This window comes from Winogradskya consettensis, assembly GCF_018332715.1.
In the GTDB taxonomy this organism is placed as follows: Bacteria; Actinomycetota; Actinomycetes; order Mycobacteriales; family Micromonosporaceae; genus Actinoplanes; species Actinoplanes consettensis.
Genome location: NZ_BOQP01000029.1, coordinates 119,154 through 132,492 on the forward strand (window position 1 = coordinate 119,154; position 13,339 = coordinate 132,492).

At 65.2% G+C, this 13,339-nt stretch carries 8 protein-coding genes; 7 read left to right on the forward strand and 1 reads right to left on the reverse strand.

The window, feature by feature from the left end; translation table 11 throughout:
• Nucleotides 1-568: 568 nt before the first annotated feature.
• A complete protein-coding gene (locus Aco04nite_RS26730; protein WP_213000007.1) occupies nt 569-1,225 on the reverse strand; it encodes a DUF4352 domain-containing protein in 657 nt (218 codons plus the stop codon).
• A 164-nt stretch (nt 1,226-1,389) separates the two neighbouring features.
• On the opposite strand from Aco04nite_RS26730, the gene Aco04nite_RS26735 reads away from it, so the two are divergent.
• The 7 genes from Aco04nite_RS26735 to Aco04nite_RS26765 all read left to right on the forward strand — a co-directional run bounded on the left by Aco04nite_RS26735 (nt 1,390) and on the right by Aco04nite_RS26765 (nt 13,336).
• Nucleotides 1,390-3,426: a DNA methyltransferase family protein gene (locus Aco04nite_RS26735; protein WP_213000008.1), complete on the forward strand. Its 2,037-nt coding sequence runs from the start codon at nt 1,390-1,392 to the stop codon at nt 3,424-3,426.
• Nucleotides 3,423-5,063 carry a class I SAM-dependent DNA methyltransferase gene (locus Aco04nite_RS26740; protein WP_244876313.1) on the forward strand — a complete coding sequence of 547 codons (1,641 nt, stop codon included), beginning with the start codon at nt 3,423-3,425 and terminating at the stop codon, nt 5,061-5,063. Before Aco04nite_RS26735 ends, Aco04nite_RS26740 begins: the two co-directional genes overlap by 4 nt.
• On the forward strand, nt 5,060-6,256 hold the full coding sequence (locus tag Aco04nite_RS26745) for a restriction endonuclease subunit S (RefSeq protein ID WP_213000009.1): 1,197 nt from the start codon (nt 5,060-5,062) through the stop codon (nt 6,254-6,256). Before Aco04nite_RS26740 ends, Aco04nite_RS26745 begins: the two co-directional genes overlap by 4 nt.
• A 26-nt stretch (nt 6,257-6,282) precedes the next feature.
• Entirely contained in the window at nt 6,283-9,486 is a 3,204-nt protein-coding gene (locus tag Aco04nite_RS26750) for a type I restriction endonuclease subunit R (protein WP_213000010.1), read from the forward strand.
• Nucleotides 9,487-9,519: 33 nt separating this feature from the next.
• Nucleotides 9,520-10,869 (forward strand): hypothetical protein, encoded by a 1,350-nt coding sequence (locus Aco04nite_RS26755; RefSeq protein ID WP_213000011.1) that lies wholly within the window; start codon nt 9,520-9,522, stop codon nt 10,867-10,869.
• Between the two features lie 142 nt (nt 10,870-11,011).
• Entirely contained in the window at nt 11,012-11,293 is a 282-nt protein-coding gene (locus Aco04nite_RS26760; RefSeq protein ID WP_213000012.1) for a hypothetical protein, read from the forward strand.
• 165 nt (nt 11,294-11,458) lie between these two features.
• Nucleotides 11,459-13,336 carry a recombinase family protein gene (locus tag Aco04nite_RS26765; protein WP_213000013.1) on the forward strand — a complete coding sequence of 626 codons (1,878 nt, stop codon included), beginning with the start codon at nt 11,459-11,461 and terminating at the stop codon, nt 13,334-13,336.
• Nucleotides 13,337-13,339: the final 3 nt, after the last annotated feature.

A 13,339-nucleotide genomic window follows, 5' to 3' on the forward strand; every position in this document is an offset into this window, starting at 1 on the left:
TCGGTACCGCGCCGCTGCACTGGCGCAGGTCGAGAAGTTAAATGCTCCATGTCCCGTCCGGGCACGTGGGCCGGCGGCATGCCCCAGTGCACGTAGATCGTGGTGCACGATCGTGCAGAGTCTGGGCAGAGTGATGTCATCATTCATGGAGATCTGATCGAACTTAAAGGTCGACTTTACTAGCCCACACTCAGCCGTCCGGGCCGTCTTCACGCGCTGCTTGGTCCATGGCCGGACCGAGACGGGGGTCCGGCCATGGGCTCCCGGTTGATTCGAGCCCGATGTGCCGAATCATGCCTGGCCAGGTTGATCATCGACGGTGGCCCACATGCCATGACCGTCTGCGGATGCCGTCGGTGTCGATCCAGCAGAATCTGCATCGGTACGCCTGCCACCGATAGGTCGCCGCTCCCGTATCTCGGGCGAGCGAGTGCAACGCCGCCGCCCGGGAACGATGTCGCTGCTTTCCGTGGCACGATGCCTGCTCGGTCGGTCGCTTCCCGTTACGCCGGCCTTTCACGGCAAAACCTCAGCTTGCCGTCGGTCAACCAGGGAGGCTGGACCATGGTCATTTGAGCCAGACCTTCACGCCACCTGAGAACAACGAGTCGTGCAGCTCCAGGCTGGTGAGATTGGTGCCCTTGGGCACGTCGAAGACGAGCTTGCCCTTGACCGTGTTGCCCGGGTTCACCTCCGTGAAGAGGATCTGCTGGTCACCGTTGGCGTAGAGGGCCGCGCTGGAGTCGACGGAGTACTCGACCTTCTTGGCGTCGTACGCCTTCTGCGCCGAGTCGGCGAAGGTCTGCGCCTCCTTGCCGATGTTCTTGACCTGGACGCTGATCAGGCAGAACTGACCCTGCGCCGCCTGTCCCAGCAGGTTGCTGCCGACCTTGCTGACACCGCACTTCATGCCGGTGACGGTGAACTGGAAGTCGCCGTCGGCTGCCGGCTGGTTGAGGCCTGGGGTGTCGTCCTTCGCCTGCTCGGTCTTCTTCGGCGTGGCCGCCGGCTTCTTCGCGGCGGTCGTCGCCTCGGTCGTACCGGTCGACCCGCTTGTGTCGTCACCGCCGGAGGCGACCGCGCCGATGCAGCCGATCAGCATCACGGCGACCAGCCCACCCAGGATCCACGGCCACCTGCGCTTCTTCGCGGGTGCCGGAACCGGTGCCGACAGCGTCGGGCCGGGCTGCGCGGGCGGCGTCGTGGGGTGCTGCGGATACGTCATGAGAGCCTCCGTGTCGAAGTCGGTGTAAGCCTCATCAAGGAAAGCGCCATGCCGGGAGTTGCGCTCGCGCGTCTGCGATAACCCGGGTTATCAAACGACGGTTCTTGACATAGGTGGGCATCTGACTACAGTGGAGCCAATCGATCACGGAGGAGGTGAAGAGGATGCCGAACGAGCTCATGTCGTCGGGTGAGATCGCTGCTCTGGCTCAGGTCGAGCGCCCGGTGGTTACCACCTGGCGCCGTCGACACGCCGACTTCCCCGCCCCCGCTCCCGACACCAACGGCCAGCTCCTCTTTCCCGCTGACGAGGTGCTCGACTGGCTGCTGGACCGCAAACTCGGCAACGCCGCCCCGGAGGCACTGCGCGCCGAGCGCACGCTGCACACTCTCAGCGCGGCAGCCCGCGAGCACGGCGGCCGCCGGTTGGTTTTGTGTCTGGGTGCCGCACTCTGCCTGCGCGAGATGTCCGGGCGGGTCCTCCCGGCGGACCTGTTGCCAGCCGCTCGCCGGTTCGACCTGGAGGACGAGTTTCTCCTCTCCGACCTTCAGGATGCCCCCGCGCTGACCGATCATCCGGAGATGGTCGAGCAGCTCATTGAGGGTGCCTACGACGTGGGTGGGGCGCACCATTTCCTGCTCGGCAATGCCGCCCGGCTCGGCTGGCCCGAGCTCGACGCCGACGCTCTCGCGCCGCCCCTGGTCACCCTGATTAAGAACGCCGTCGACGTGCTAGGCCGGCTCACCGCGAACGGCCCGCTCAGCATCGCCGATCCGTACGCCGGTACCGGTGACCTGTTGACCGCGCTGATGAACGGTCTGGACCCGGACGGACTCGCCTTCAACGCGGTGCAGTCGGACCCGGCGCTGGCTCGGCTGATCCGCCGCCGCCTGCTGCTGGCCGGCGTTCCGGACTTTCAGTTCGAGGTCTGCGCCGACGACCTGAACGACGACTTCGCCGAGGCCGACGTGATCGTGACCCGGCTCCCCTACCGGCCGGCTGAGTCCCGCGATCCGCTCGAAGACCTCAACAAGATTGGTGACATCGCCGACCTGCTCGGCCCCGGCCGCACCGCAGCCGTCATCGGCCCGGCGACGAGCTTGGTCGACGCGCTGCGCGACCACTCTGCGATCCGGCGCCGCGAGGAACTGCTGACCAGCGGGAACGTCGAGGCTGTGGTCCGGCTGCCTGGTGGGGTCTACTCGGCTCGCCCTGGCTATCCGGCGGCCCTATGGCTGCTCACCCGTAACCCGGTGCCGACCACTGCAGGCCGTCTGCTGGTATCCGACCTCAGTCGCAGCGCTCTCGACCAGCGCGTCATCGAGTCAGCCGTCGAGGACATCCTGCTGTGGCGTGCCGAGGGGTACCGGGTCGACGGCCACGACCCGCGCACCGGCGGGATCGTCGACATCGCCGATCTTGCCCGGCACCGCGGCGCCGCGCTGCGACCGCCCAGTCAGGCACCGCTGGCCGTTCGCGCCAGGCTCGCGGCCGACCGGCCCGCACTGATCGGCGAGGCCGAGCGCCGTCTCACCGAGACCGAACAGAAGACCTTTCAGTACGCGGAACGGCAGGGCCCGCTGAACACCGGTGCCGCGCAACGCGAGGGAGCGCCGCCGAACGCCGTCTCTCTCGGTACGCTGCGCACCGCTCGCCGCGTCCGCCAGCTCCCTGGGCATCGGCTGTCAGCGACACATGTCTCGTCGCGCGGCCACTATCGGGTCATCGGTGCCGCCGAGGTCATCGCGCAGTCGTCGAAACGCTGGATCGACCGGCTCACTCTCAATGCGGAGTATCCTCACGCGGCCTTCACCGAACCGGGTGACATCGTCGTGACCACGGTGCCCAAGTTCGGTGCGTTTCTTGACGAGGCCGGCCTCTCCGTCGTCGAGTTTCCGGCGCGCGGTCTCCGGGTGGTCCCTGGCGACAGCCTTACTCCGCGCGTGTTGAAGGCCGTGCTCGACATCGCCGACAACACTGCTCGCAGCCCCGGAGCGGTGCGGGCGCAACGCCTGCGAGACGTGACGATCCCCGACCTGAGCCGCGACGAAGCGGCACGTCTGGACGAACTTCTCCGCCAACTCGAGGAACGGGAGCGCCTGCTGCAGCGGCAGGCGGACCTTTTGGCGGAAGTGCGCGGACTCGCCGTGGCCGGCTTCGCCGACGGCACCCTTACGACTTTGTACGGTACGGACTCTTGAACACCATCAGAACGGAAGACACAGTGCCCCCACGCAAACGCGCCGCCGGACAGGCCGAACTCTTCGGCGTGTCCAGCACCAAGCAGATCCAGGACATCCTGTGGAAGGCCGCCGACAAGCTGCGCGGCTCCATGGACGCCGCGCAGTACAAGGAGTTCGTGCTCGGCCTGGTCTTCCTGAAGTACGTCTCGGACGCCTTCGCCGAGCGCCGCGACCAAATCGCGGACAGCCTCTCCGACATCCCGGAGAACCGCCGCGCGGAGTTCCTCGACGAACGCGACGAGTACACCAGCGCCAACGTCTTCTGGGTCCCGGAGTACGCCCGCTGGGACTACCTGAAGGACAACGCGCCCAGCGGCGTCGGCAAGCTGCTCGACGACGCCATGGACGCGATCATGCGGGAGAACCCGGCCCTGACCGGCGTCCTGCCGAAGATCTTCAACCGGGACAACGTCGACCAGAAGCGCCTCAAGGAACTCGTCGACCTGATCAGTGACGCCCGGTTCACCGGCCACGGCGACCGCCCGGCCCAAGACGTCCTCGGCGAAACGTACGAATACTTCTTGGAGAAGTTCGCCCGCGCCGAAGGCAAACGGGCCGGCGAGTTCTACACCCCGTCCAGCGTCGTCCGGATCCTCGTCGAGGTGTTGGAGCCCTACTCCGGCCGCGTCTACGACCCGTGCTGCGGCTCCGGCGGCATGTTTGTCCAATCGCAGAAGTTCATCGAGGCCCGCGCCGGCCGCGAGCACACCCACGACATCGCCGTATACGGCCAGGAGCAAAACGAACGCACCTGGCGGTTGGCGAAAATGAACCTCGCCATCCACCACATGGACCCCGTCGGTATCGCCGACCGCTGGGCCGACACCTTCTCGGACGACAAGCACCCGGACATGCGGGCCGACTTCATCATGGCCAACCCGCCGTTCAACATGAGCGACTGGGCCCGCCGCGAATCGGACCCCCGCTGGCGGTACGGTGTCCCGCCGCAGAGCAACGCCAACTACGCCTGGCTCCAGCACATCGTGTCCAAGCTCGGCGACCGCGGCAGCGCCGGCATCGTGCTGTCGAACGGCTCGATGGCCGCGAAGACATCTGGTGAGGGCGAGATTCGCCGGTCAATGATCGAGGCCGACCTGGTCGCCTGCATGGTTGCCCTCCCTCCGAACCTGTTTCGTACCACCGCCATCCCCGCCTGTCTGTGGTTCCTCACCAAAGATAAAAGCCCGCAAGGGGCAAAGGCGATGGCCGACCGGCGCGGCGAAATACTCTTCATTAATGCTCAAGATCTGGGCAGAATGGTAGACCGCACCGAGCGCATCCTGACCGACGAGGACGTCCAGCGTATTGCCGACACTTTCCATTCCTGGCGCGGTATGAAATCTGCCAAGGAGAAGGGTATCTCCTACCAGGACGAGGCTGGATTTAGCTATTCTGCGACCGTTGAGGAAGTCGCCAGCCGCGAGTACATCCTGACTCCTGGACGGTATGTGGGAACCGCCGGGACCGAGGACGATCCAGACGCGGAACCAATCGCCGCTCGCGTTGAACGCCTGACCAAGGAGTTGTACACCTGCTACGAGGATTCTGACCGCCTGAGTCAGGTCGTCCGCGAGGCACTGCGGAGCCTCTCATGACGTCGAAGACGGCGCGCTTCGCTGACCTGCTGATCACTCCCCTTCGCAGTGGCGTCACCATTCCTAAGGGAAACCGTGGTACTGGCATAAAAATGATTAACATGGGAGAGCTATTTCGCTATCCGCGCATTCCGGATACCGAGATGGCTCTGGTCGACTTCGACTACCGGAACGAGGAGCGGTTCCTGGTCCAACCCGGCGACCTCCTGTTCGCCCGACGCTCGCTGACGGCCGAAGGCGCCGGAAAATGCGCTATCGTCCTGGATGCGCCGACTCCTCGAACCTGGGAAAGCTCGATCATTAGAGCCAGGTTGAATAGAGACAAAGCCGACCCTGACTACTATTTCTACATGTTCCAGGCGCCGTACGGCCGGAATCTTATAGGTGGAATCGTAGAACAGGTGGCCGTGGCCGGAATACGCAGTAGTGACTTGGCGAACCTGCGAGTTCCGTGGCCTGAACTGGCGGAACAACGTGCCATTTCATCGGTACTTCGGGCTTTAGATGACAAGGCTGCAGCAAACGATCGCCTTACCGCTTCAAGCGACCAGTATTGCGCTGCACTGCTCCAAGACATTGTTGTCACTGGCTGCGGCAAACCCGTCAAGCTAGGTGACATCGCAACGGTTAACGCTGCATCGATCAAGCCGATTCCTGGCGCGAGCCTCCGATACATCGACATTTCAAGCGTCGCTGACGGCAGGATCGACTGGCCTGCCGCCAGCTCATGGGACACCGCTCCGGGCCGGGCTCGGCGCAAAGTATCAGTAGGTGACACCATCTGGTCCACCGTGCGACCGAATCGTTGCTCGCGAGCGCTCATCCTCGACGACGATCCGCTGCTGGTCGCGTCGACCGGATTTGCGGTCCTTACTCCGCGCGCTGTCGGTCCCGCATTCCTTTACGAATGCGCCAGACGGAACGATTTCGTCGCCTACCTTGAAAGCGTAGCCGAAGGCAGTGCCTACCCGGCGGTTAGGGCGGATAGGTTCCTGGCAGCACCTATTCCAAATATCACCGCCGAAAAGCGCGAGAAGTTCGAGTCGATAGCGTTCAATGTCAGACTGCGCGCACATTCTTCCGTACACGAAAATCGTGTTCTCGCAGAACTCCGGGATGTGTTGGCTGCAGAGCTGATGTCGGGGCGGTTGCGGGTCAAGGATGCCGAAAAAGTCGTCGAAGAAGCGGTTTGAGTAACAGTTCACGGGGAGGGGTTGGGATGGGGTCCGACGGAAGACTGAACGAGGCCGGTTGGGAGACGCTCGCGCTGGAGGAGCTGTTTGACCTCGGCTGGGAGCCGGGTGCCGGGAAGGACTTCGGGCCGGGTACAGGGCAGCGGCAGACCTGGGCCGACCTGGTGCTGGTTGAGGACCTACGGGCGGCAATCGAGCGGCTCAACCCCGGCCTCTCCCCGTCGGTGGTCGCCGAGGCGGTCAGGGCGGCCACCGACGTGGCCTCCCGGGAGGCGTTCGCCGAGAACCGCGCGGCGCACGAGCGGCTGGTGCACGGCATCCGCTCGATCACGTACACCGATGCGTTCGGCGCCGAGCACAACCCCACCGTGCGCCTGGTCGACCTGAACGGCCCCGAGCAGAATGTCTACCGGGCGATCAACCAGGTGCTGATCGTCGACGGCGACCACCAGCGCCGGTTCGACATCGTGCTCTACCTGAACGGTCTGCCGGTCGCGATCATCGAGCTGAAGAACGCCGCCGACGAGAACGCGACGATCACCGGGGCGCACGCCCAGCTCCAGACCTACCTCGCGGAGTTCCCTCTCGCCTTCCGGCACGCGGTGCTCTGCGTGATCTCGGACGGGATCACCGCAAAGTACGGCACCCCGTTCACCCCGTACGAACACTTCGCGCCGTGGAACATCGACACCGACGGCGAGCGCGTCGACACCAGCTCCCCCGAGTACGACGGCCCGGAAGCTCTGACCGTCGCCCTGCATGGGTTGTTCAACCAGCAGCGGTTCCTGGGGCTGACGTCCGGCTTCGTCAACTTCACGTCGACGACCAAGCGGATCGCCAAGCCGCACCAGTACTTCGCCGTGACCCGCGCCGTCGAGTGCATCGTGCGGGCCTCGCAAAGTGACGGCAAGGCCGGCGTCGTCTGGCACACCCAGGGCTCCGGCAAGTCCGAGGAGATGGTGTGCACAGCGGCGCTGTCCGTCCGCCACCCGGCGTTGAAGAATCCGACGATCGTGGTGCTCACCGACCGCACCGACCTCGACGACCAGCTGTTCGACACGTTCGCCGACAGTCAGATGCTGCTCGGTCAGGCGCCGGAGCAGGCCGACACCCGCGCCGAGCTGCGGAACAAGCTGTCGAACCGGAACGCCGGCGGCATAGTCTTCACGACGCTGCAGAAGTTCGGGCGTACGAAAGAAGAAAAGGACGCCGGGCGGCCGCATCCGCTCCTTTCCGACCGCCGCAACATCCTGGTGTTCGTCGACGAGGCGCACCGCAGCCACTACGACACCCTGGACGGCTATGCCCGGCACCTGCGCGACGCGCTGCCGCACGCCACGTTCATCGCCTTCACCGGTACACCGATCTCGAGCGCTGAGGTCAACACCCGCGCCGTCTTCGGCGACTACATCGACGTCTACGACCTCAAGCGTGCCGTCGACGACGGAGCGACGGTCCGCGTCTATCACGAGCCGCGGATCATCCCGGTGTCGCTGCCGCCGGACATCGACCCGGACAGTATCGACGAGCAGGTAGAGACGCTCACCGCCAGCCTCGACGACGCCGAACGCCGCAAGGCCGAGGCGTACGCGGCCACCATGAACACCGTTTACGGTGCCCCCGACCGCGTCGAAACCCTCGCCAAGGACCTCGTCGAGCATTGGGAGACCCGCCGCGACCTGATGCGTCCCCTGCTCGGCGGGCCGGGCAAGGCCATGCTGGTCTGCGCCACCCGGGAGATCTGCGTACGCGTCTTCGACGCCCTGAAGAAGCTGCGACCGGACTGGGCGGACCCGGCCGTTGACAAGGGCACCATGAAGATCGTCTTCCATGGTGTGCCCAGCGACAAGCCGATCCTGCAACCGCACCACCTGCGCCCGTCGCAACTGAAGACCATTCAAGCCCGCGCCAAGAACCCGGACGATGAGCTGGAGCTGATCATCGTGCACTCGATGCTGCTCACCGGCTTCGACGCCCCGCCGATCCACACCATCTACATGGACCGGCCGATGAAGGGTGCCACCCTGATGCAGGCCCTCGCCCGGGTCAACCGCCGGTTCCGGGAAAAGCAGGACGGCCTGCTGGTCGGCTATGCCCCGCTGACCGAGAATCTGCGCAAGGCGCTCACCGAGTACACCCCCACCGATCAGGAGGACCAGACTCTCGGCAGGGAGATTGAGCGAGCCATCAGCGAGGTGCACAACGAGATCTCGGTCGTCGAGGCCATGCTGGCACCGGTGCCGTGGCGGGAGATCCTCGGCAACGAGAAAGACCCGGCCCGGTGGCCCCGCGCCGTGAAGAGGGCCGCGAACTTCCTGCGCAGCCCGCAGACCCCCGGCAACGTCGTGGAGCCCGGCAAGAAGCCGCTACACCAGCGGTTCCGCGACTCGGCGGGCCGGCTCGAGCGCTTCTACCGGCTGTGCGCCACCAGTCGCGACTTCGTCGAGCGCGCCGGCGACATCGAGCGCCTGCGCCGCGACATCCACTACTTCCGCGACGTACGCGTATGGATCGTCAAGGAGGAGGCCGCCGACCGGGAAGCTAAGGGCCTGCCCAACACCGCCGAGGTGGAGCGCTACCTGTCGCAGCTGGCCGCCGAGGTGGTCGACGCTGCCGATATCACCGACATCTACGCCGAAGCCGGCCTCGGCAAGCTTGACATCACCGAGCTCAACGGGGTGGCGTTGCAGCGACTGCAGGAATCGGAGACCCCGGACTTGGCCGCCGCAGCGCTGCGCCGGCTGATCCAGCGCAAGATGCGCGAGGTCACCAAGCACAACGTGGTCCGCCAGGAGCGGTTCTCCGCTCTGCTCGAAGACCTGATGAACAAGTACATGCGCCAGCAGCTGACCAGCGCCCAGCTGATCGTCGAACTGGTCGAGCTGGCCAAACAGGTATCCGCCGACGCCCGCCGCGGCCAGCAGTTCGATCCGCCGCTCAACCACGCCGAGCTGGCCTTCTACGACGCCGTCGCGCAGAACGGCGCCGCCACCGAACTCATGGGCGTCGGCAAGCTCGCCGACATCGCCCGCGAGCTGGTCAAATCGATCGAGTCCACGATCACGGTCGACTGGTTCTCTCGCGAGCCCGTGCGCGCCAAGCTCCGCACCCACATCCGCCGACTGCTGGCCCGCTACGACTACCCGCCGGACCACGAGCGGATCGCCGTCGACCTGGTCCTGCGCCAGCTGGAAACCTTCGCCACCGAATGGACGACCACGGCTCCTTGACACAGCGACATCGACCGGATGCGGGGAGGCACCATGGGTCGACAGCTGGGCACGGTCTTCGCCGATGACACAGTCATCAACCATCTTCGGGAGGTCGCCGACGGGCGTGCCAACGCACGCCGGGACGGCGATTGCACCATCGCCTTTCTCGGGAGGCAGCGGGTCGGTACGCAGGTAGTGCTGGTTCTGTATCAGGGGTCGGTGCAGTTCATCGCCGGCGTCTACGAGGAGACACGAGCCGATGACCTCCGCTGGCTGTTTCGGCTGCGACGGTTGACCCGGCTCGGTCGGCCGGTCGAGGCAAGCCGACTGCGCGAGGTGCTCCGACGAGACCAGCAACGCCCCTTCGACAATCAGGGTCGGCTGACAGAGAAAGCCAGCGAGGCTGTGCTCGCCGTTGTCCTGGACGACAACCCCGATCTCGGACCCGTGGTCGGAACCTTGTACGGCATTCGGGATCTCGACCTGCCCGCTCCGAGGAAGGTGGCTCTGGCAGAGGAACGGGATGCCCTTGCGTCACTCTTCGCCTTCACCGGCGCGCCGGACCTAGCACCGGTCGGTGGGTTCCTCTCCGAGGACGAGATCGGCGACATCTACGGCCGCGAGTCCTTCTTGCCTCCGATGGACGGCGTAACGCCGCGAGAAGACCCGATGATCGAGCACGATGCGAACTGGTTCCTCGGCTGGACCCGTCAACCCACCGACCGCTTGGCAGTCCGGAAGTTCGCGGACAACCATGGGCGCACGCTGGAGATCATGAACGTCAATCGCTGGCCGATTGAGACCCGACTCGGCACCGATCTCGTCTACTACCACCGGCAACGACGGAGTTTCGTGCTGGTCCAGTACAAACGGCTGGTCCTCGACGGTTCGCAGTGGCGATGCCGGGTCGATCATCATTTCCATCATCAACTCGGAGTCATGCGTACGCTCGACGCCAGCTGTATGCCGAGGGACGCCACCGGCGACTACCGGATGGTGCCCACGCCCAGTTTTGTGAAGGTTTGTCGGCTTGACACCCTGGACGTCGACAGCACCTCGATGATCACGGGAATGTACATGCCGCGCGAACAGGTCGATAGGTATCTCAAGCGTCCAGAGTCACCCAAATACCTCGACCCAGAGACCTTCAAAGATCATTTGACCAGCACCATGTTCGCGCAACTGGTCGCCGTCGGTGCGGTCGGGACTGTCGGCGTCGGTACGACGCTCATCAAGGCGGAGATCGAGAGTTCACTGAGGCAAGGCAAGTCGGTCAACGTCGGCCTGTTCAGCGACACGACCGGGCGGCGCCCTTCATGGCGCAGCACCGGCACGAAGCCCGGGACCCCAGGCCAGCGAACGCCGCGCGTAGTGAATAGCCAGCAGGGATCGCTGTGGTGATGCTCGCGCTGACGACGGCCAGCGGTCAGCAAGCGGGTGAAGCCCGGGGAGGCCACTGAGATCCACCGCCCGGCCGGCGCTGTCCCGGACGGCTGCTACGGGGATATTTGCGTGACCCCTCTCCTCCGGAACCGTCGAGACAATGACGACAGCACCCGATTCATCCGCCAGCACCGCACCCATCACCAGCGCCTCACGACACGGCCACGCGTGTCGCCGCTACCTGGAGATCGTAGAAGAAGCCCGTGCTGCCGTGCGGAATGCACTGGCCAGTGACGACGAGCGTCGCGACGGACAACAGGACCAGTACGGCTCTTCTGGCGGCCGAGAACTTGCTGTGACCCAGCGGCATCCTGAGCTGGTGATTGAGGAGTTGCTCGCCGAGCCGCAAGTCGAATGGGCCGAGGTGATCGTCGCGGAGTAGAGAGATCTCGAAACGTCTCAGGCGCTGGCCGGAGGAAATCTGCTCTAGCCAGCATCGAGGTTTTCGCAGGTCAACCGGGATGCTCAGTTGATTGCGATGCCGAAATCGGCGCGCACAGTGCCTTGTATCCGGGCCACCTCGGGAACCTCTTGGAGTAACACGGTCATGACCACCGCCACCCCTCGCGTCGGAATCACACAGCTCCTGGCGAACAAGCTGACCGGTTCGGTCGCGCTTGTCTGTCTCCGGGTCAGCGCCCAGAGCACCGCGGAGCTCGCCGACAACATTCGCGCCGCGATCACGACGTTGAGCCATCTACCGGCCGTCAACGCCCTGCGGAAGATCGACCCCCAAACCCTGCTCGACAAGTCCGCCGCCGGTGATCGGATCCGCTCACAGAAAGGCCTAATCCCTCTGCGGCGGCATCACGCGCACCGACACGCGGTCGAGCCCAACCGGCTGATGGGATATGCCCTACCCGTCCCCGAACAGGATGCGGTCATCCTGATGCTCTTTGACAGCGCGGCTGATCCGACCGTTCGGACTCCCGATGAGCAGCTTCCCGGGAATGCCGTCTGTGCGTTGCTGTCCGAAGCGTGCCTGATCCCTCAGGTCCACGAGCTGCACATCGCGGAATGGAGCAGATGGGTTCGCGATCCCCGATACGGCGCCACAGTCCGTGCCGCGGCTCAGCGAGGCGGTGTCGACGTCTACGAGGGGTCCACTCACATCGACATCACCACCTCGAGTGGCGCGCTCCTGGCCGGCGTCAAGGACACCCAGGCCGCCGGCGAACGTAACAACATTCGAACCAGAACCACCCGCGGTACTCTGGCCAAGCTCACCGCGGCCCGGGTCATCTGGCCATACGCGCGAACCCTGCTTCCGCCGGCGTACGAGCTGGAGCTGGACCGCGTCAGCGATGGCACCGGCCGCCCCCACCGGACCGCGTACGTGCGTGGTGCGTCCGGTGACCAGATCCAAGGCTGGCAGAAGTGGGCCGAGACCATCGCCACCGGCGGCACATTCGCCGCCGCGGGACAGCACCTGGCCGCTCATAAGATCCCGGTCCGGGGCCAGCGGCACATCAATCTCGACGGCACGAGCAAGACGTACGATGAGCTCGACCGTCGGCAGCTCGAACGGGCCTCACGCAGCCTGTCCGAGCACGTTCGCGTGTTGCGCAGGCTTGTCTACGTGGTCCAGAAGGATGTGCCTGTCCCGGTCCGCCGGGGTGACTCCTTCGAAGGCTATCCGGTCGATCACGATATCCCCGGTCGCTACGGGTACGGCGTCGTCAACATCGAGGTGGAGTTGCCGGCCCACTGCATCACGCTGTCCGACAAGCAGTGGGACACCTGGGAACACCGCATCTTCGGACGCACGCCGCGAGACACTCTTACCGATGGTTTCCGGGCGCCGCTGGGCGACATCCGCCAGCAATGGTTCGTCGACGTTGCTGGTCACCCGTGCCGTGAAGGCGATGCGGACTGGGTCCAAAACCTGCGGCTCGTGGTCAACGCCGACTCCTACGAGCTGTGGCGACGTGGCCGTAACCAAGCGTTCAATCAACGCGGCGAGCTCCGAGGCTGGGAGAACCGGGAGGGCGAACACCTCTATACGGTTCGTCGGGCTGACTTCGACCGAGCCTATGCGCGGGCCGGTATCGCCACGGCTCTGCGCCACCTTGACGATCTCGAACCCGTCTTGGTGGAGTCTCGTCCGCTTGCTGACTCGGCTGACCGCGAACGTCGCCGGCAGGAGCGGCTCGCAGAGCTTGATGATCTGCTGATCACTGCCCGCGACGGTGTCGAAGACGCCGACATGATCTACCAGCAAGCCGTACGCCGTTCCCGCGGTGTCGAAGACGCCAAGGCTGGCCTGGAGGCCGCCTGGAATGAGCTGCAGGCGCTCAGTGACGAACAGAATCGTCTCCGTGATGCCGCACTACCTGAGACGGCGTCGGCTTCGAGCCGGGTCGTCAAGGTCGACATTGCTACGCCGGCACGCCTTTTCGGGGTGATGCCCTGTCTGTCAGGGTGAGTT

Bases quoted from the DNA above. Each gene is read 5' to 3' on its own strand.
- Aco04nite_RS26765 (WP_213000013.1), top strand. From the start codon at position 11,459: ATGACCACCGCCACCCCTCGCGTCGGAATCACACAGCTCCTGGCGAAC.
- Aco04nite_RS26730 (WP_213000007.1), bottom strand. From the start codon at position 1,225: ATGACGTATCCGCAGCACCCCACGACGCCGCCCGCGCAGCCCGGCCCG.
- Aco04nite_RS26755 (WP_213000011.1), top strand. From the start codon at position 9,520: ATGGGTCGACAGCTGGGCACGGTCTTCGCCGATGACACAGTCATCAAC.
- Aco04nite_RS26750 (WP_213000010.1), top strand. From the start codon at position 6,283: ATGGGGTCCGACGGAAGACTGAACGAGGCCGGTTGGGAGACGCTCGCG.
- Aco04nite_RS26735 (WP_213000008.1), top strand. From the start codon at position 1,390: ATGCCGAACGAGCTCATGTCGTCGGGTGAGATCGCTGCTCTGGCTCAG.
- Aco04nite_RS26745 (WP_213000009.1), top strand. From the start codon at position 5,060: ATGACGTCGAAGACGGCGCGCTTCGCTGACCTGCTGATCACTCCCCTT.
- Aco04nite_RS26760 (WP_213000012.1), top strand. From the start codon at position 11,012: ATGACGACAGCACCCGATTCATCCGCCAGCACCGCACCCATCACCAGC.